This window comes from Guptibacillus hwajinpoensis (assembly GCF_020524165.1).
Taxonomy (GTDB): Bacteria; Bacillota; Bacilli; order Bacillales; family Guptibacillaceae; genus Guptibacillus; species Guptibacillus hwajinpoensis_D.
On record NZ_JAIVKU010000005.1, the window covers coordinates 357,507 to 376,666 of the forward strand.

The following is a 19,160-nucleotide window of genomic DNA, read 5'->3' on the forward strand; positions in this document are numbered from 1 at the left end:
GTGAAAAAAGATGATAAAAAGGATGAAGCACGATGGCTTCATCCTTTTTCATGATTCTATGCATTTGTTACAAGATCAACAGGCTTTGACTCGGGGACAATCGGCTTCTTCACTTCTTCTTCACGACCAGCGCGTTTAATGAAGAAGGCAAGCACAAAGGCAAGACCCGCGATAAAGGTAGCAATAAAGAAGGCAAAGTTAATCCCTTCGAGCATAGCCTGCATGGCGATTTGCTGTTGAAGCGTAGCCGGATCTACTCCACCTGCCGCTGCTTCCTTCGCAAGATTAGCTGCAGTAGATTCTGTTCGGTTTGACATAATGGTTACAAGCAGCGCTGTCCCGATCGCCCCTGCCACCTGGTTTAAAGTATTGTTCATGGCTGTTCCATGAGGATAGAAACGAGCAGGCAGTTGATTTAACCCATTTGTGGAAACGGGCATCATGACCATCGACATCCCAAACATGCGCACAGCATGAAGAATCATAATGTAGTTATACGTTGTATCCATCGACAATGTACTGAACAGGTAAGTCGTGACTACTGTAATCGCAAGACCAGTTGTAGCTAGGATACGCCCACCAATTTTATCAAACAAACGCCCCGTAATCGGTGACATGAAGGCCATAACGAGTGCACCTGGCAGCATCATCAAGCCGGCATCGAGCGGTGAAATACCGCGAATCGTTTGTACGTAGATTGGTAGTAATAGCATCCCTGAAAACATCGCCATGTTCACAACCATCGTAATGGACGACGAAAGAGCGAACATTGGGTATTTAAATATCGTAAAGTTTAACATCGGACGCTCTTGCTTCGACTGTCGAATAATAAAGGTGGTGAGTGAGATCACACCAATCGCGATCGTTAAATAGACTTGTGGACTATCCCATCCTTTATTTCCTGCAGAACTAAAGCCATATAGAATGCCACCAAATCCTGCACTTGATAAAACAAGAGAAAACAAATCAAGTCGAATATTAACTTTTTCTTTCTTATCCTTTAGTAAGAAAAACCCGAGTAAGAAGATTGTAATCGCAATAGGCGTAACGAAGTGGAAAAGCATGCGCCAATCATAGTGTTCGATAATCCAACCGGATAACGTTGGACCAATCGCTGGAGCTGCCATAAGAATGAGTCCGAAAACCCCCATTGCCGCTCCTCTTTTCTCAATCGGAAAGCTAATGAGCATCACATTCATCAAGAGCGGCATCATGATTGCTGAACCTGAAGCTTGCAGCATTCGCCCTCCTAATAGAACCGGGAAAATCTCTGCCATCCCTGCGATGACTGTACCAATTGTAAATAGTCCGATCGCCACAAGAAATAGACGACGTACGGAATATTTCTCAATAAGAAACGCTGTTGCTGGGATCATAATCCCGTTCACTAGCATAAAACCTGTTGTAAGCCACTGAACCGTGGCCGTTTCAATTTGTAAATCCGCCATAATCGACGGCAGTGCAATATTAAGCAATGTATTATTAAGAAACGCAATAAACGCACCAACGATCAAAATGGCAAGAATACCATACTGTGGACGAGGCGTCTCTTTAACGGATTGACTCATCATTATACCCCCATATACCTTTAGTTCAATTATTTATACCATCGGTTCAAATCTCTCATATCATATACCAGCAGTTCAATTTTTGCAATCATTATTTCTTCCCAATTTAAAAGGATTTGTTTCAATGATAAAATTAAGGTATGATCTGTTTTATACCGACAGTACAATTTGCGTTTAAATAAATTGAAATAAAAGGTGATAGGGATGAACGATCGCAAACAGCATGTTATTAGGATGGCACATCAGCTTTTTATTGAAAGAGGCTTTCAGGCGACATCCATTCAAGATATTTTAGAATATAGCGGCATTTCAAAAGGTACGTTCTATAATTACTTCTCATCAAAAAACGAGTTATTAATTGCTCTTTTCAAAGCACTTTATGGCTCAATGGAAACTAGCCGAGATGAATTACTGATTGGTCAGGATCGCGCTGATCTCACTATCTTTATTAAACAAATTGAGCTGCAAATGAATACGAATAAGAAAAATAAACTGATTACCCTTTTTGAAGAAGTCTTTGTTTCAAATGATGAGGATTTGAAGCAATTCCTTAAAGAAGGACAGAAGAGAATGATTCAGTGGGTATTTAATCGCTTTCTGGAGTTGTTTGGTGAGGATAAACGACCATATCTACTCGATGGAGCCATTATGTTTCTTGGCATTCTCCACCATAACGTGAAGTATTATTCCATTGCGAATGGTTCAAGCGTCGACATCTCTCCAGTTGTCCACTATAGCGTTCATCGCATTGTAACGCTCTTGAATGACGCAGCTAATGCGGGCGAACAATTGAACAAACCAGAGCAGATGAGCACATGGCTACCAGATGCTTCTAAACCCAATGAAGTTTTCAAAGAAAAGCTGTATCACATTATCGCAACCCTGAAGAACAGCCTGGACGAAAATCAGATGAAATCAATTGAACTTTTAGACTTTATTCAGGATGAATTTCTCCATTCCAAGAAGTCAAGAGAATTTCTGATTGAAAGCGTTCTTTGTTCATTGAGGAATGATCAGACGCTTGATCAGAAAACCGTAGCAAAACTTGATCAATTAGTGAAAGATTATTTTGTAAGAGTAGCTGAAGCGTGTGAACAATCAAATAAATAAGAATTTCACTAAAATGCCCGTTTCAAAACAGAAGTGAATTTCATGTTTCCTGTTCTTCATACAAAAAGCCGCCCTGTTTTTCAGGGCGGCTTTTTCACTACTCAATTTCTGTACGATCTGGCGGTGCCATAAATTCCGGACCCACTGGGTCATGAATATTTCGCTCAAGAATATGGTCAATTTCTCGCTGTGTTTCTTCATCAATTTTAAAATCAGAGATTTGATCAACAGGATCCATCTGGTCAGGACGTCTACCGCCCCATAGAGCTGTTCCGGCTCCCGGCTGATCAATATTAAATCGGAGTGCAAGATGCAGAACGTTTTTATTAAATTTGTTTTTTGCTAATTCATCAAGCTCCTCTACTGCTTTTAAATACTGACTAAAGCGAGGCTCCTGGAATTTCGGATCATTATTTCGTAAATCATCACCTTCGAATTCTTTGTCTACAGACATTTTTCCAGATAGAAGACCGCGACAGAGACTGCCATATAGAAGCGTATGGATTTGATGTTTCTCGACGTAAGGTAAAATATCTTCTTCAATATCTCGCTCGAACAAATTATAAGGGGGTTGAACAACGTGTAATGGCGCGTATTCACGGAACGTGTTCATTTGTTCTGTTGAGAAATTACTGACGCCGATGGCTCTGATTTTACCTTGCTCGAAAAGTTCGTTAAGTGCTTCAGCTGTTTCCTGAATTGGAACGGTTGGATCTGGCCAGTGTACTTGATAAATATCGATGTAATCTGTCTGAAGACGCTCCAGTGAATCTTCAATCTCCTTAAAGATGCGTTCTTTAGAAGCATCACGGTACACTTGTCCATTCTTCCAGTTAAGTCCAACTTTTGTTGCGAGAACAACATCTTCACGCTTTCCATTATATTGCTGAAGAGCTTTCCCAATGATTTCTTCCGATCTACCAAAACCATACCCCGGTGCTGTATCAATTAGCGTAATGCCTTTATCAAGAGCAGCATGGATCGTAGCAATTGATTGTTGCTCATCCGTTCCGCCCCACATATCTCCGCCAATTGCCCAGGTACCAAGCCCGATCACGGATGTTTCTATATCTGTATTACTGATTTTTCGTTTTTCCATCTCACTCACCTCGTTGTTAATCGTTTCACATTCATTTGTATACCCTTGTCTTTTAGGTTAAAACTTAGGGATGTTCTTGGAGGGGGTCAGGTCCGTACCTGACCCCCATACACTTTACTTTTTAACAAAAAAAGAACGCTTATCTCTAAGCGTTCCCTCATTTCTTATTTTTTTGTAATCAACACACGTCCAACTGAACGGTCCGTTGCTTCACCTGTTACTTTAAATTTCAAGCCATATTGAGGCACATTACGTCCTGCATCAGGGATGGCTTCATTCAAGTAACTCTTGTTATCATTGAATTCTTTCACAAATTGATTTTTCTTATCTGTCATTGTGCGACCAAGAAGCTCACTGTAGTCAATGAACATCTTCTCGTCTTTACGAAGACTGAAGGCTGCATCATGAATTTGATAACGCGTTTGGGCTACAGTGCCATCGCTCCAGAACAACTCATGTTGGTCCGCATCAACCACACCAAGGTAACCTTCACCAGGATGAATCCCTGTCCAGTTATCAGAGTACTTATTATCCGCATACCAAACAACTAAGCCAGGATCATAAGACATCAAGCTAGCACCACGACGAATGTGATCTAATCCTTCATCGACACCTTGATGGTTTCTCCATTCAAGAAGGTAGTAGTGTTCGGATACTTTTACGCCATTATCCTTTGTGAAACCATCCAACTCAACCTTTGGCTCACCTTCGGCATCGTCAAAGAGAAGCTCGTTGCCATCAGCTGTAACGCGAATATCATCTACATAGAAGCCTGGATTAATTGCAGCACCATCTGTCCAGTAATTGAATTTCACCTGAACGTCCTTACCAGCATATGCGCTTAAATCAAATGAAGCGTCGATCCAACCATCTGATTTACCTGTGATCCCATCCCCCGGGTTACTATCATGTGGGTTCGTTTGTGTCGTAATGTTACCAGGAATTGTACTCCAATTCTCACCGTCTTCACTTACCTGAATGGAACCATAATCCCAATCTTCTTCAATGTCATACCATGTTTTGAACGTTAATTCTGCTGATGTAGCATTTGAAAGATCAACATCCATAACAGCGGAGTTGTCTAAATCATTATCGCTTCCGCTAAAGTACTCGAATTCACCGCTAAATGGCTTATTGATTTCCGTTTCTTTATCTGGAAGGTTAATGCGAAGGGCATCAAGATTTGTCCCTTTTGTATTGGCTTGATCCAGATACACTTCTAATCCTTTTTTATCAATGTCTTCCAAATCAATTTCATCGTACTTTAACCAGTTGCCGCCATGTGCTGCTTGAAGGAATTCCTTCGACCAGGCACTAAAACCGGTTGGTTCTGTTCCAGGTAGTGCCCCAGCCCAGCTTCCACTTGCCATAATAGACCAGTAAGAAACAGCTTCTCCAGCACCAGAGTACTGCGTATCATATTCATCAGGAAGTCCTAAATCATGACCGTATTCATGTGCAAAAACTCCGGCTGCGCCGTCGGCAGGTTCAATTGTATAGTCATAGGCATACATGGATCCAGTACCCCAGTAATCTACTTCCGGTTCTGGAGACCCTTCAATCGGGAAAATTCCCCCAAGGTTCCAACGGTGAGACCAAATTGCGTCAGATCCAAGTTGTCCACCGCCTGCTTCTTCTCCAACAGCAGAGTGAACCACCATCAAGTGGTCAACCAAACCATCTGGCTCGCGCAAGTCTCCGTCACCATCAAGATCATAGCGATCTTCCTGATCATAGTCTGCAAGATTCACAGTTGGATCTGAAGCCGCTGCCGTTAGAGCTTCCTTAACAAGCCCACGTGCATTCACGTCACTATCCTCTTCAGTAGGATAATTCCCGCCGTATTCAGCTGCATTTTTCGAAGCCATGTACCATCCAGCAACCTCACCATTTACTGTATATGCGCCATCAGATTGCTCTTCGTAGAATTGCTTCATAGAAATAAGATCCTCACCATTTGGACCTTTGTATCCATCTTCACCAAAAATCATATTTTGATAGTGTTCTTTCACGTAGTCTTCATAATACATATCAGATTCATCAGGCTGAATGCTGTTATGCGGGAAATCAGGAAATTCTACCAAAAGGACCAGGACGTTATCTGAACGAACATCGCCATGGTAATCTTCTTCGACAACGGGTGCAAGATTTTTACCTCCGTTACTATAGTTCCCCTTGGCTTTATCCTTATTGCCATTTTTCAGTTTCTCTTTAACATCAGCCTCAATTTCAAGCTTTTCATCTTCTAATTCTCCGCTAGAATCCTTTTCTTTAAGCGATTCTGATTTCTTTTTCAGAAAGCTGTTTAATGCTTCTTCCGCTTCTTCTGCTGAAGCATTTTTTGAGATTTCTCCCGATTCTTTCAGCATCTCAATTAATTTTTCTTCATTAGCAATCGCGAGATCAAACGGTCCCTCCTTATGTACAGATTCCTGCTTCACTTCCTGCTTTACTGGAGTCGTTTCGGCTTTAACTGCTGCGCTAGTTGGCGTCGAAAATGCACTTAGCGTTAACGCTGCAATCATTGCCATCGACAATACGTTTTTCCCCTTCAAAATCTCATTCCCCCTAAATATGTTTTTTACAATAACTTTACAATGATCTCACTATAATTCATTATCTGAAAAATTTGAATGATCCGAAAGTCACAATATCCGGCATTTTCCTTAAAAATAAACTAATTTTCCTAGTAAACCGACAAACATCAACCAATTGAACTAGGACAAAAGGACCTCAAATCATTATATTCGTCATTTTCTTACAATAACGCTTCAATACGTTAAACCCACATAAATTAGACTCAGAGATTTCCTCTGAGCCTATCACGTGTATTTATTATTCAAAAATATTATTTGTTGTCGTTTTGAAGATCTTTTTCAATTTGTTTTTTTAACTCATCGATATATTTCTCGCTAGATTTCTGTTTAGCTTTTACATCATTCTTTTTCTTCTTTAGATAGTCCTCTAACGCTTCTTGAATCTCTGTTGGACTAGCATTCTCTGGAATATCACCAGATTCTTTTAGCATTTCAATAATCTTCTCATCATTTGCTATCATTTCTACCTGACGACTAAGATCTGCCTCAGACGTTTCTTGCTCCTTATTCTTTGTTGATGAGTCGACCTTTTCTTCGCTATTTCCACATCCGCCTAGTAATAAGGTGACCAATAGAATGAACAAAAGCTTCTCAAGTTTCATTGAGTCTTTCCCCTCCATTTTTACACCATTTTCTTAATAGACGAGACGACTTTTGGAAAAGTTACAGTAGTACAAAAGTCGCTAGGGGTCAGGCACGTGCCTGACCCCTCAATCATTTTCCATAAAGCTCAAATTCACTTTCACTACCGGAAACACGTTCACTCCGCCATATCCTTCCAATTGTTCACGATCGGTGTATTGCCAAAACGTCTAGTCTGTTAAACCTTAAATCTCCAGTTAAATATGAAAACCCATCAAAATTAAAATTTGACGGGTTCGCAATTACGATTTACTTTATTCACATTTATGCTAGTTTTTTCATTAACTTTTACCACTCAACCACAATAAACGTAATTGGTAGCAACAGGACAAGCGCATTTACGACAATACCTGCTACAGCCAATTTTCTTCTTGATAAGCGATAAGCCGCCACACCGAGAAAGATACCAACTGCACAAATAAGGATCGGGAAAAGGATTGGGAAGATTTTAATTGTTACTAATTCAATGGCTCCTGAGAGGAAGCTCCCTGCAATAATGGCCGCCAGGCAGCCTGCCGCAATAGAAACAATCGAAATAAAGGTACTGCTACCATTCATAGATGTAGGTTGTTTCATCATTATGTCTCTCTCCTTTTGATGATGCCGAATAGCCATTATTTACCCGAAATCTCTGGAGATCATCCATTCTAATGTTCCGAACCCGTCTCAGGAAGCAACTGCTCTTCCAATAATTGGGCTCGCTCGCTTATCTCTTCTTCCGATTTCAACAACTGAAAGAGACCCCGCATCACAAGTTCATCCGGGTTTGACTTACGTGATTCTTCGGAAATGCGGTCCGTCACTTCTAGAAAGTAATGGGACTGCTTGTGTTGATGAATGCTTTCGTAGAGACTTTTCCATGCATTTTCTCTTTTTTCAAATGAGGTAAATGCACCTTCGCGATCCATCCCAACAGAAAATGGACGCATCATCACATCATCCAATAGCGGGGTGCTTTTTCCAACGAGGAAATCTTTTGCTAGAATATCAATTTGCCTCACAAGATGTTTACCTAATTTGTCAGGCGCAAGTTCATTTTCAGAAGTCACCATCAAGCCGGTATAAGAGGTGTAAATCGATTGTGTCATCCACATTAAATCCCATTTATAAGGTGCGATCTCTTCCCCATATAAATCGATTAAATTCCGCTCTAGCCAACTAAATAATCGCCCTCTCATACGGTGTCCCATTCCTTCTAGCTTTTCGCTACTCTGGGCAGATTCCCCGCGCATATGCATTTTCATATAAGATTTATATTCTAAAATTCCCTCAAATTGGACTTGAAACTGTTTTGCAAATCGCTCGTACGGTGGAAGATTTCCATCTAGCCCTACGACAAAGGCTCGTTCAAATACGAGTTGTTGATAATGCTCATAGATTGAAATGATTAGATCTTCTTTTGAAGGAAAAAATGTGTAAAGCGAGCCTTTCGACACACCAACGCTATCTGCAATTTGCTGCATCGATGTATGCGTGTAGCCTTTTTCTGCGATTAGCTCAACAGCCGCTTCTAATATTGCTTTTCGTTTATCCATAACGTTCACCTCGATGTCTTCTTTCAACAGAATACACTACATCATTAGTAAAATGATAGTCACAGTGTGTCAAGTCATGAACTAGCATTTCCAAATCACGTGCTTGACAATATTTCGTCACACATTTTTTTAGAATGACTTTGATTCGCACACTCATTTCTTGACAACTTGACGGAACTCCGTAAAAATGACTATTGAGTCAAGCACATTCAAACTTTATACTTCAACAAATATAGGGTATAAATGACATCAGAATGACCGACCAGTCGAAACCAAACAGAGGAGGCTCTTCTATGCTGAAATGGATTTTACAACGCTCCAAGCTTTTCATGATCTTTATTCTACTATTTGTCATTGTTGGAGTGTTTACTTTTATTCAACTTCCACAACGTGAGATTCCAGAAACAACTGTGAATATCGGAACAATAAGCACCGTTTATCCTGGTGCCACGGTGGATACCGTTGAACGATCAATCACGAATCCAATCGAGACATCACTCAGTTCGATTGATGGAATTGCTGAAGTTACCTCGTCTTCTGCAGCGGGCTTTTCCAACATTGTGGTTGAAGTCGCAGAAGGTGAAAGCAAAAAAGAAGTATTTGGTGATGTTCGCCAGGCAGTTTCCGATGCCTCTACTTCTTTCCCAGATGAGGCCTTCGAGCCAGATGTGAACGAATCAACAGCTAAAATGCCGATTGTTTCCTATCATCTTACAAGCGATAACCGCGAGGACCTCTTATCTCTTCAGGAAGAATTAAACCGCTGGAGTGATGAAGTTGAAGAATTATCAGGTGTTTCAGGTGTAACAATCAAAGGATTACCTGAAGAACAAATTTTAATTGAACTAAAGCAGGATGACTTAAAAGATTCTGGTCTGAACGTAACCGACGTTCAAAGCGCCATTAACAATGAATACTACCCAACTCCGCTAGGAAAACAGGAAATGGACGATGAAGTGGTTCAGCTTTCTGTTGAAAACTATGATTCTCTTGACGAGATGGAAGAGATCCTTGTTGGGAAAAATCCTGAAGGCGATGCCGTTTATTTAAAAGACATCGCAACAGTCGAAGTTCAACCGAAAGAACTGAAAGATATCATTACATTTGAAGGCAAACCATCCGTTTCCTTCACGGCTTATGTAAAATCAGGAGAAGATATCCCAACCGTGGACGAGCGTGTGAGTGACAAGATAGATGAGCTCTCAGAGGGACTCCCTTCTAACGTGGAACTCGAGCCTTACTATTCACAAGCCTCAATCGTAACCGATATTTTCGATGGCTTGTTCTTATCACTAGCCATTTCGGTTCTAGCCGTTATTGTGGCCACGTCCCTTGGCCTTTCTGGATCTGGTGCCCTTGTTGTTGCACTAGCGGTTCCAATTTCCGTCCTAATGGGCTTTATTCCACTACCTTTCGCAGATGTGGACCTTAACCAGATTTCCGTCATCGGGTTAATCATCGCACTCGGAATTATCGTGGATGACTCTATTGTTATTAACGACAACATTCAGCGTAGATACAAACTTGGCGACAAAGGCATGATGGGAGCTGTCAATGGCGTTAAAGAGATCTGGGTATCGATCGTCACCTCTTCTCTTGCGATTGTCTTTACGTTTCTGCCGCTCATTTTCCTATCCGGCGGAAACGGTGCCTTTATTCGCGCATTACCTACGGTTCTCATAACGACAATCATTGCATCAACGCTTGTAGCGCTCATCTTTGTCCCGATTTTACGCTACTTCTTAAGCAAACGATCGAAGAAGCCGATGTCAGATGCCCCAGGACTTCTTGGTAAGCCGCTAAATAAGCTTGCTGATGTGTATGCTGACAAGCTACTTAAGAACTTTTCAAAAAAACCAATCCTTGTTTCCATTCTTGGACTCGTCTTAACGACCGCCATTTTTGGATTAGTTGTCTTAACACCGTTTGAATTCTTCCCAGCAGCAGATAAGGAAGAAGTGACGGTGGATGTGACATTGCCAATTGGAACGCCAATAGAAGAAACGCACGATACACTTCAAGAAATAGAAGACAGATTAAAAACCGATGATGGCGTTTATGAAACAAGCGTCTTTACTGGAACAGGTACGCCAGGACTATTTAATAGTTCACTAACAAGTACCGGAGAAAATACGGGGCAAATCGTTGCTCGCGTTGATCGCGAGAACCAGACTACGCAAGGGTTAATTGACGATTGGACCGATAAATTAAGAAACGAATACCCGGATGCGGAAATCTTTATGGAAACAATCCAACAGGGACCTCCAGCAGGAGCACCAGTGACCGTCACCGTCTCAGGTCCGGAAATTGATCAGTTAATCGAACTACGAGATAACTTGACAAAAGAAATCGAAGGACTTGAAACAGACCTTGTCGTTGATGATGTTGGTGATTTTGAACCTTCTGTTGAATACATTCCAGATCGTGATGCACTTGAAGAAAATGGGGTTACTGTCAATCAAATTAGTCAGCAAATCCGCCTTGCAACGGCAGGTATTCCACTAAAATCATTTGATAATGGTGTCGTAAAACGCGACATGAACATCGTGCTTGAAGGAAACGAAGATGAAGTTGATCTTTCAAGTCTTGAAGTTCCTGCAGCATCTAATGGCGGACCACCTGAACTGATTTCGTTAGATGAGCTTGTGACAACAGAAGAAAGTGAACAAATTCAAAAAATCCCTCACATTGATGGAGAACGCTCGATTACACTTCGTGCATTTCCGAAAGATGAGGAAAATTACAAAGAAAATGTTACGGAGATTGTGGAAGATCAGCGTGACCAGCTTGATGACGCTGATTACAGCATTACACTCGGCGGTGAAAATGAAGCACAAAATGATTTCTTCGCGGAAATTACCGTTCTCTTCATTATTGTCCTGTTCTTAGTGTATCTGTTAATCGCGCTACAATTTAATTCACTATCGCTACCGTTCCTTGTACTCGTTGCAGTATACCTCGCGATTGCAGGTGCGATCCTTGGTCTATTCGTCACACAAACACCAATCAGTTTCCTTGGTGTGATGGGGATGGTATCACTCACAGGTATTGTTGTACGAAACTCAGTCGTGCTCATTGAATTTATTGAGCAGGCACTGAAGAAAGGCATGGATGTGAAAGAAGCGGTTATTGAATCCGGTCGTGTAAGATTACGCCCAATTATTCTAACAGCCATCACATCAATCGTTGCCTTAATTCCAGTAGCCGTAAGTGGCGATGCGCTCTTTACACCACTCGCTGTCACGATCATTTCCGGTATCCTCTTCTCAGCTGTCTTAACGCTGATTATGGTGCCAATGCTTTACCTTGTTTTCTATCGTTTTAGAGGGAAAAAGAAAGCGCAGGAAGAAATGTAAATCAAAAGCGTTCAGAGAAGAAGTTCTCTGAACGCTTTTTTATGGCATGATTTCATTTCACTCATAAACGTTTCATCACCACACCCTATCATACAAGAAGCCATTCATTTATCTTTTTTCAATTTTATCGCATGATCTTGCGAAGAATATTGTAAAATCATATGAAAGGAGTGATCCATGAAACCAATGATTCACAAAAATGTACTTCACTATTTAAAAATCTTTTTACCAGCTACAGTCTTTATACTCTCAGCAATCGAAATTACGTCATTTCTATCAAACATTAATACAAAACTTCTTTTAACTGAAGTGAATCAGTTTAGCACAGGGGAATTTCTACTTGTCTTACTCATCACAATGGCAGCGGTTAGTCCAATGTTTTTATATGACACGCTAATTTTGAAATCATTACGAAAAACCTTTCCGATCAAGCAACGATTGAAGCAGTCATTTATCGTCAATGCTTTTTCAAACGCTATTGGATCTGGCGGCATAATTAGCAGCATGCTTCGCAAGTATTTTTACCAAACAAAAGAGGACGACCATCGTCAACTATCGCATCGCATTGGAAACATGACCTATTTCTATATAACGGGGCTTTCTCTTCTTACCATGGTGACACTGATCGTTTACAGAGGTAGTTCTATATTAATGGAAATTCCATTGCTTTATATAGTAGTGATCGCGGTTGCTCTTTATTTACCGTTCCTCATTTTTTCTTTAATGTGGAGCAACAGAGGTCAATCGTTTGCCACCAAAACCAGGCTCCAGCTCATAGCCGTATCATTTTTTGAGTGGACTTCTGCGTTTCTAGCAATCTGGCTTGTCTCAACAATCCTTAACTTAAACATTTCATTCCATGAGCTTCTCCCCCTTTTTGTGATCGCTTCATGCGTTGGTGTCGTTAGTATGATACCTGGTGGAATCGGTTCATTCGATCTTACCTTCATTTGGGGCAGTCAGCTAATTGGTTTACAAAACGAAAAAGTATTTTTTCTACTTATCTTGTTTCGAATCGGATACTTCTTTTTCCCATTTTTACTAGCTATGATTCTATTCATAAGAGACTATTGGGAAAAGTGGAATGCCAACTGGGATAACCTCCCGCTCGCATTGATGCAAAGGCTCAGTCACACCTTAATCACATTGCTGGTTTTCCTCTCGGGAGTAACCTTACTCCTATCCGCGGCTTTACCTGGAATTATTGATCGACTAAAAATTTTAGAAGAAATGCACTCGATTCCATTTTTCGTTAATCTCTCCCACCAACTATCTGTTGGAGCTGGCTTTGCTTTACTAGGGTTATCACGAGGAATTGAATACAAAGTAAAACGAGCTTACTACCTGACGATTGTGGTACTTTTCTCTGCAGCAGCCTTTACCTTTTCAAAAGGAATCGATTATGAGGAAGCGATCTTTCTAATCGTAGTTGCCTTGATTCTTTACCTTTCAAGAACGCGGTTTTATCGCGAAAGCTATGTCCTAACATGGAGCAAAACCCTGATTGATGGATTTGTCATTTTAGTGATTACATCGATGTATGTGCTGATCGGATACTTAAGTTTGCCGATTTCCACAAACACGATTCCACCGCAGGTCTTGCCCTATCTCATTACCGATTACCACACCTTATTTTATAGTGCACTGATCGGCTTAATCATCGCGCTACTCGTTTTTGTGATCGGAAATGCTGTGATTAAACCAAAAGAACCGATCCGAAATACAAATCAAGAACACGCTCCCACCATTTTGGAGCATTTAAATACGTATCATGGTAATACCCTTACTCATTTGGTATTTCTTCATGATAAAGCGCTCTTTTGGAATTCCAAACGCACGGTCTTTCTTTGCTTTCAGAAATCATCGGATAAACTCGTCGTTCTCGGGGATCCCGTTGGAGAGGAAAGCGATTTTTCAGATACGATCGATGAATTTCAACAGCTGGCAGATATTCAAGGCTTTACGCCAGTCTTTTATGAAGTAAGCAATGACATGCTTCCTCTATTACACGAAAAAGGGTTTGGCTTTTTTAAGCTTGGTGAAGAAGCATTCGTCAATTTGGAAAAGTTCACTTTATCCGGTAAAAAGATGAAGGCGTTGCGCGCAGTGAAGAACAAGTTTGAACGTGAACATTATTTGTTTGAAATGGCTTCACCACCTCACAGTGATGCGCTGTTGAATAAGTTAAAAGAGGTGTCAGATGAATGGTTGCATGGGAGGAATGAAAAGGGGTTCTCTTTAGGATTCTTTGACGTGGATTATTTGAATAAATCGGAGATCGCGATCATGCGAAACAAAGATGAGATTATTGCCTTTACTAGTCTTATGCCAGTCTACGACCGGAACAAAACCGTTTCTGTCGATTTAATGCGCTTCATCAACCACTCCCCCTCTGGCACAATGGACGTCATGTTTCTTTCATTATTTGAATGGGCAAAAGCAGAAGGCTATCAATCTTTTAACCTTGGCATGGCGCCACTCGCGAATGTCGGTCAATCCAAATTCTCTTTCCTAAGTGAACGAATTGCGGCTCAAATCTTTCTACATGGCCATATTTTCTACCACTTTCAGGGTCTCCGAAAGTTCAAAGGAAAATATGCCCACACCTGGGAACGCAAATACCTCGCCTATCGAAAGAAATCCTCGCTACCTTTTACGATGGCGCAGGTGTCGCGGTTGATTAGTAAGAAGGGGCGGTAGTAAGGGGGTCAGGTTCGAACCTGACCCCCTTTACACACAACTGTCCTTCTCACGTGGACTGTAGTATAAAAAAGCTGCTGGGAATCCGGCAGCTTTACGTTTTGGCCAATAAAAATGAAATTTGGCCAATATATGTTGATTTTGGCTAATATATTTCGTTTTTGGCCAATATCCTGAGAATTTGGCCAATAAACGCCCTTTGAAGCTAGCATTTCCTGCTACTCTTCTTTCTTTTCAGTGATAAGGATCTTTAATAGTAACACTTCACTGTCTTCTTGAATCATTTTCTCTACATCGTCAGGATTATTCAAATCAAACTGCCCCATCTCGTCTGATGTTGTACTCCGATAGACGGCTAGTACTTTTTCTTCATTTAATGATAAGTCAACTTTTTTATCTTTAAACGCATAGTCCCAGGTTGCCATAGAACTTTCAAGCATGGGGACCCCGCTCTGGTTTTGCGGCTCTAAACTCACACCCGGAGCATACAAAAAATACAAAGGTTCTTTATTAGTTGGTGTAATTATCCCAAATCCCAAATGGCCTTCAGCTGTTTCATTGTTTGGATCTTCACCATAAATTAAATCTACCGCTGGAACATCTTCTTTCTTTCCATTTTGATAATGCTCGACCCAAAGCTTAACCCCTCTCTTATCGGCTTGTTTCAGTTCGAATTGAAAATCAAATAATCTTCCTAAAGAGAGCTCCTCAAATGTTTTCACATAATCGGACTCAGGGCTAGCTTCTATTTCAGCCGCTTGATTTTGATTCGCGCAGCCTGCTAGCAAAAGGGTCGCCATGGCAACTGAAAGGATCCATCTTTTCCTCACTTCTTCTCCTCCAATTTAAGAGCTGCGACTAGAATCGCCTGATAGACCTCATTCCAACCTTTGTAGTACATCTTCATATGTGCAGGATCAACAAACCTACGATCTGCTGATTCATGTCTCGCTTTAAAGGGGAGTACCTCATTAATTTTCATGTGATAAAATAGTTGATAGCCTACTTCAGGATAAGCACGATCGTTTTGATTTTCTCTGTGATCTACCGTTAACGAACCTATGAATTGACTGTCGCCTTTTACATATCCTTCTTCCATGACTTCCCGTGCCAAACAAGCGGCTGGTGATTCTCCAGTTTCTAAATGTCCGCCTGGAAAGTCCCACCCTCTCTTTTTTAAATCGACTAAAAGAAGCTTATACTGATAAAAGCAAAATCCATGAACGCTTGTAACCACGCTGTTAGGAGGTAATGGGGTTTCACCATTCCAATGCAGTTTTACTTTATCTTGTCCCCAATGAACATAGGTAACTGTCATTCACACTTCCCACCCATCTACAGAGTTACGTCTCAATCACATAATCCGCCATCTTCACTGGTCGAACCCGCTCCAAGTAATACCTTTCTGCCTTCCAATAACGGTCTTCAAATTTCTTTACGTTTTGCTGAGTCGCTGCCGATTCTCGCTGAAACCGCACTTCTTGTGCACAATCTAGGTAGACCACCTGATCAAACGCCTCTCGCCACTCGCTTCTTTGCAGGAAGACGCCTTCGATCACAATGATCTCAGCATCACTCTTTTGATCCAAAAGCTCTTTCTTTACCTTCTCGAGATCCCACTGCAAAAAGTAATATTCCACCCACTCTTCATGCCCCGTGTTGTACCGCCGATTTCGAGGTTCAACGTAATCGTCTAAATGATAAATAGCTGTACGATACCCTGATGACTCAAAAAAATGTTCAAGTTTTGAGACAAAGGTCGTTTTCCCAGAACGGCTTAACCCATCTATACCAAGCACATAAGGGGCTATTATCGGGCTTTTTGGTAATAACTTATGTAAATCAAATTGAGACAAGCTGAATCGGGTTGCTCCGATGTTCTTCACTCTCCTTTTATGAGTTCCTACTATCTATGAATTTATCATACAGCTTCACACCACCAAAATAGACTGAGGTAAAGAGCACAATAAACACAACGCCCTCGACTATTTTTTTGATCGTATAAATCTTTCTATCAGAATCAATAAGATAGATCGCTAAAAAATGAAGTAACTACGAGCCGAGGATTACCGAGCCAAGTATGTATAAAAACGTTTTCGCCTGCATTCCTGCCTCCAAACTTTGTTCACTGATAAACTTTTGAATCCCAGCACCAAGAAAAGAATTTATGTACAATAACGAGAATCACGGAGTATAGAAGATTGTCTGTAAGTTGAAGTTCACCTTTCTGAAAAAAATCGAGCATACAAAGGAGAATGAGTGCGCCGGCGAAGAACACGACATATGGATAGCGTTTTCTTGTTAGTTTCATCATCTCTCCTCCCATGGAATAACCTCAAGCTCTGGCCAGTGCGCTAACCATTTTGCTACTTTCGCTTCATATACATCTCGTGAAATCAATAGCTTGTTTGGACGCACGATTAACCCAAACAAATCATGCAAACCATATGGCGCATAGACTTTAAGGGCACCTTTTTGGTCGATTTTCACACCGATTGCTGTTGCTGTTGTTGGCCAGCTGTTAATCGCGGCTTCGAGTGAAGGATAAGGTTCAATCCGCTTTCCAAACTTCTCCTCGTACCAGAGATGAACACGCGCTTCATTTTTGGCATCAATTTTAAAAGGTGTATCAGAAAGCAACCCCTGCAGTCGCTTTTCAATTGCGATTTCCTTCTCATCACTTAGATCCATCTCATCGTAATACACGATATCTAAATCATGAATGCCATATTCGATCGGACGATTCGTTTGATCATTCCAGACCGTTTGGACAATGCATCCTGCTCCAAGATAAGCGTGGTCAAATTCCTTATGTAACACTTCGAGCGCATGTGGTATCGCAGGATTCAGTGCTAGAATGCGCTCTAGTGCTTCAATTTGTTCATGAATGTCTTTGCTTTTCAATGATTGTGCCACTTACTCTACCTCCACCACGACCGTTCCAAATAATTCACCGTCCACATAAGCATCCAGCTCCCATGTTCCCTCTGAAAGGAGTTGCATGGAGGAAGGGGTATGAGCATCCGCTCCATTATTCGGCCCTGCTAATTCCTTTGTTTCAAAAGCAACGACTTCTTCATTTGTCTCCTGATTGTGACCGATTACTTTAAACGGCCCGTCCAGTTCACTCTCTTCTCCCCAGAAATGCCACATGTACTTGTTTGACTCTCCTGCTTTGAATGTTGCCGCACCGCCAATAAAGCCAAGTTTTCCTTTTTCTCCGATCATGGTATAAGATCCTGATGTAAAAGTGTCACTAACCGCTAATTCAGATTCATTCTGAACAACCGGCTTAGCTCCCGCCTCTTCCTGATCACTGCAGCCAGTTAAAATAACGAAGAGAAGCGGCACAATTTTCAACCAAGTTCTCAACATGCTTCAGCTCCTCCAGCCTTTTAACGTAAAAATTTATCATACTGGTCAATTTGGTCAGGATGGATTCCAGTGCTTTGCTGAGCTTCTCGCTGCATGGACTGATTGCATGTCAGACAAACGTAGCTCGATTCTGGATTTCGCTTTAGCTTTCGAAACTGCGGATCAGACGGTTTCACCTGAAACTTCTTCTTACAGAAAAAACAATTTTTCTCAAGCATCCTTATTCCCCATTTCATTTCATGACGTATCACTATACATTTCAATAAAAGGGAATAAATACCTTCTGCGTAATCGCTTCACTTTTAAGACGATAAATTAACTCTTCTTTCTCCGAATAATAATGATGGTAGTTATGACGATCAAGAGTAAAAAGAAGCCTTCCTCCAACTTCCTCACCTCCGCTCTGTGCCCTAAATAAACTAGGGTTATATTAGAACTTACGAACCAGAGCTTAAAACGTTTCAAAATAAAAAAATCGCACTTGATCAGCGCGATTCGTGTGGTTCTTATTAGGCGTAACGCTTTAGAATATCTGTAAGCTTGCTTTGATTTCGTATACATCATCTGTCGTGATCATGAAGCGGACATTTAGATGCGCTTCACAAACAAAACCCGCTCTTGTCCCGGGCCGTCATAATTTGAGTGAACGGCAATGCCATTCACAACTCGGTTCCCACCTTCAATTTCAAATCCCATTCGAATGTGATACGCAATGGAATCCTTATTAACAGGAGAGGTCACGCAGCGCACCAGGCTTCGTCCATACAATTTCATCGTTTGAAAAAATGATTCATATAGTTGACGTCCCACATGGTGACCTCGATGTAAGGGATGGACCCCAACAAAATGGATATACCCTTCCTGAAGATGGGATTGTGAAAGAAATCCAATTAGAAAGCCGATAATCTTCCCATCCTCCTCTGCCACAAAGCTTGTATTCGAAAAATGATCAAAAAACAACTTCGGGAGCATGTCTCTCATCTGTCTCCCGTCCCACCATTCATTAATAAGGGGTGAGAGAGAATAGTAGTCTGACTGCTTCACGTAACGAATGTTCATAAAACCCTCCAATCCGATCTTGTGTGTAAGTCTGAAATTGTATCTTGTACTGTATGTACTCACTTTCACTCTACTCACAATTATTTCAAATTTCCCCTTATTCCTCAATCACTTCTTTA

Annotated in this window: 17 protein-coding genes; 3 read left to right on the top strand and 14 right to left on the bottom strand. The window is 41.2% G+C overall.

Annotated features, from left to right (window positions below):
* Positions 1-56 precede the first annotated feature (56 nt).
* Positions 57-1,568 carry a DHA2 family efflux MFS transporter permease subunit gene (locus LC090_RS14855; RefSeq protein ID WP_226658810.1) on the bottom strand — a complete coding sequence of 504 codons (1,512 nt, stop codon included), beginning with the start codon at positions 1,566-1,568 and terminating at the stop codon, positions 57-59.
* Between the two features lie 204 nt (positions 1,569-1,772).
* Here LC090_RS14855 and LC090_RS14860 point away from each other — a divergent pair, with 204 nt between their 5' ends.
* Positions 1,773-2,678, top strand: a complete 906-nt coding sequence (locus tag LC090_RS14860) for a TetR/AcrR family transcriptional regulator (protein ID WP_226658811.1) — start codon at positions 1,773-1,775, stop codon at positions 2,676-2,678.
* A 97-nt stretch (positions 2,679-2,775) separates the two neighbouring features.
* Here the strand turns inward: LC090_RS14860 and LC090_RS14865 are convergent, their stop codons facing one another.
* The 5 genes from LC090_RS14865 to LC090_RS14885 form a co-directional block, all read right to left on the bottom strand.
* On the bottom strand, positions 2,776-3,777 hold the full coding sequence (locus LC090_RS14865) for an aldo/keto reductase (RefSeq protein ID WP_226658812.1): 1,002 nt from the start codon (positions 3,775-3,777) through the stop codon (positions 2,776-2,778).
* Between the two features lie 164 nt (positions 3,778-3,941).
* Positions 3,942-6,335 (bottom strand): immune inhibitor A domain-containing protein, encoded by a 2,394-nt coding sequence (locus LC090_RS14870; protein ID WP_226659379.1) that lies wholly within the window; start codon positions 6,333-6,335, stop codon positions 3,942-3,944.
* A 290-nt stretch (positions 6,336-6,625) separates the two neighbouring features.
* The gene (locus LC090_RS14875; protein WP_226658813.1) at positions 6,626-6,976 is read right to left on the bottom strand and encodes a hypothetical protein; all 351 of its coding nucleotides are present in this window, start codon (positions 6,974-6,976) and stop codon (positions 6,626-6,628) included.
* A gap of 328 nt (positions 6,977-7,304) precedes the next feature.
* Complete coding sequence (locus LC090_RS14880; RefSeq protein ID WP_226658814.1) at positions 7,305-7,595, bottom strand: hypothetical protein; 291 nt, start codon at positions 7,593-7,595, stop codon at positions 7,305-7,307.
* A 68-nt stretch (positions 7,596-7,663) separates the two neighbouring features.
* The gene (locus tag LC090_RS14885) at positions 7,664-8,551 is read right to left on the bottom strand and encodes a TetR/AcrR family transcriptional regulator (RefSeq protein WP_226658815.1); all 888 of its coding nucleotides are present in this window, start codon (positions 8,549-8,551) and stop codon (positions 7,664-7,666) included.
* Positions 8,552-8,844: 293 nt separating this feature from the next.
* Here LC090_RS14885 and LC090_RS14890 point away from each other — a divergent pair, with 293 nt between their 5' ends.
* Positions 8,845-11,907 (top strand): efflux RND transporter permease subunit, encoded by a 3,063-nt coding sequence (locus LC090_RS14890; RefSeq protein ID WP_226658816.1) that lies wholly within the window; start codon positions 8,845-8,847, stop codon positions 11,905-11,907.
* A gap of 177 nt (positions 11,908-12,084) precedes the next feature.
* Entirely contained in the window at positions 12,085-14,607 is a 2,523-nt protein-coding gene (mprF, locus tag LC090_RS14895) for a bifunctional lysylphosphatidylglycerol flippase/synthetase MprF (RefSeq protein WP_226658817.1), read from the top strand.
* Between the two features lie 218 nt (positions 14,608-14,825).
* Here the strand turns inward: mprF and LC090_RS14900 are convergent, their stop codons facing one another.
* From LC090_RS14900 to LC090_RS14935, 8 genes are all read right to left on the bottom strand, one after another.
* Positions 14,826-15,437 carry a hypothetical protein gene (locus tag LC090_RS14900; protein WP_226658818.1) on the bottom strand — a complete coding sequence of 204 codons (612 nt, stop codon included), beginning with the start codon at positions 15,435-15,437 and terminating at the stop codon, positions 14,826-14,828.
* Positions 15,434-15,925, bottom strand: coding sequence for an NUDIX hydrolase (locus LC090_RS14905; RefSeq protein ID WP_226658819.1), 492 nt, complete (start codon positions 15,923-15,925; stop codon positions 15,434-15,436). The genes LC090_RS14900 and LC090_RS14905 overlap by 4 nt, the downstream gene beginning before the upstream one ends.
* A gap of 25 nt (positions 15,926-15,950) precedes the next feature.
* Positions 15,951-16,421: an AAA family ATPase gene (locus LC090_RS14910; RefSeq protein ID WP_226659380.1), complete on the bottom strand. Its 471-nt coding sequence runs from the start codon at positions 16,419-16,421 to the stop codon at positions 15,951-15,953.
* Between the two features lie 311 nt (positions 16,422-16,732).
* Positions 16,733-16,921, bottom strand: coding sequence for a hypothetical protein (locus LC090_RS14915; RefSeq protein WP_226658820.1), 189 nt, complete (start codon positions 16,919-16,921; stop codon positions 16,733-16,735).
* Positions 16,918-17,523 carry a nucleotidyltransferase family protein gene (locus LC090_RS14920; RefSeq protein WP_226658821.1) on the bottom strand — a complete coding sequence of 202 codons (606 nt, stop codon included), beginning with the start codon at positions 17,521-17,523 and terminating at the stop codon, positions 16,918-16,920. The genes LC090_RS14915 and LC090_RS14920 overlap by 4 nt, the downstream gene beginning before the upstream one ends.
* The gene (locus tag LC090_RS14925; RefSeq protein ID WP_226658822.1) at positions 17,524-17,982 is read right to left on the bottom strand and encodes a hypothetical protein; all 459 of its coding nucleotides are present in this window, start codon (positions 17,980-17,982) and stop codon (positions 17,524-17,526) included. It lies immediately after the preceding gene.
* Between the two features lie 20 nt (positions 17,983-18,002).
* Entirely contained in the window at positions 18,003-18,200 is a 198-nt protein-coding gene (locus tag LC090_RS14930; RefSeq protein ID WP_226658823.1) for a DUF2197 domain-containing protein, read from the bottom strand.
* Positions 18,201-18,570: 370 nt separating this feature from the next.
* Positions 18,571-19,041, bottom strand: coding sequence for a GNAT family N-acetyltransferase (locus LC090_RS14935; RefSeq protein ID WP_226658824.1), 471 nt, complete (start codon positions 19,039-19,041; stop codon positions 18,571-18,573).
* Between the last annotated feature and the right edge of the window lie 119 nt (positions 19,042-19,160).

What these genes read in the sequence shown, in the direction of transcription:
- LC090_RS14855 (WP_226658810.1), bottom strand. Translation starts at nt 1,568, where the DNA reads ATGAGTCAATCCGTTAAAGAGACGCCTCGTCCACAGTATGGTATTCTT.
- LC090_RS14860 (WP_226658811.1), top strand. Translation starts at nt 1,773, where the DNA reads ATGAACGATCGCAAACAGCATGTTATTAGGATGGCACATCAGCTTTTT.
- LC090_RS14865 (WP_226658812.1), bottom strand. Translation starts at nt 3,777, where the DNA reads ATGGAAAAACGAAAAATCAGTAATACAGATATAGAAACATCCGTGATC.
- LC090_RS14875 (WP_226658813.1), bottom strand. Translation starts at nt 6,976, where the DNA reads ATGAAACTTGAGAAGCTTTTGTTCATTCTATTGGTCACCTTATTACTA.
- LC090_RS14880 (WP_226658814.1), bottom strand. Translation starts at nt 7,595, where the DNA reads ATGATGAAACAACCTACATCTATGAATGGTAGCAGTACCTTTATTTCG.
- LC090_RS14885 (WP_226658815.1), bottom strand. Translation starts at nt 8,551, where the DNA reads ATGGATAAACGAAAAGCAATATTAGAAGCGGCTGTTGAGCTAATCGCA.
- LC090_RS14890 (WP_226658816.1), top strand. Translation starts at nt 8,845, where the DNA reads ATGCTGAAATGGATTTTACAACGCTCCAAGCTTTTCATGATCTTTATT.
- mprF (WP_226658817.1), top strand. Translation starts at nt 12,085, where the DNA reads ATGAAACCAATGATTCACAAAAATGTACTTCACTATTTAAAAATCTTT.
- LC090_RS14905 (WP_226658819.1), bottom strand. Translation starts at nt 15,925, where the DNA reads ATGACAGTTACCTATGTTCATTGGGGACAAGATAAAGTAAAACTGCAT.
- LC090_RS14915 (WP_226658820.1), bottom strand. Translation starts at nt 16,921, where the DNA reads ATGATGAAACTAACAAGAAAACGCTATCCATATGTCGTGTTCTTCGCC.
- LC090_RS14925 (WP_226658822.1), bottom strand. Translation starts at nt 17,982, where the DNA reads ATGTTGAGAACTTGGTTGAAAATTGTGCCGCTTCTCTTCGTTATTTTA.
- LC090_RS14930 (WP_226658823.1), bottom strand. Translation starts at nt 18,200, where the DNA reads ATGCTTGAGAAAAATTGTTTTTTCTGTAAGAAGAAGTTTCAGGTGAAA.
- LC090_RS14935 (WP_226658824.1), bottom strand. Translation starts at nt 19,041, where the DNA reads ATGAACATTCGTTACGTGAAGCAGTCAGACTACTATTCTCTCTCACCC.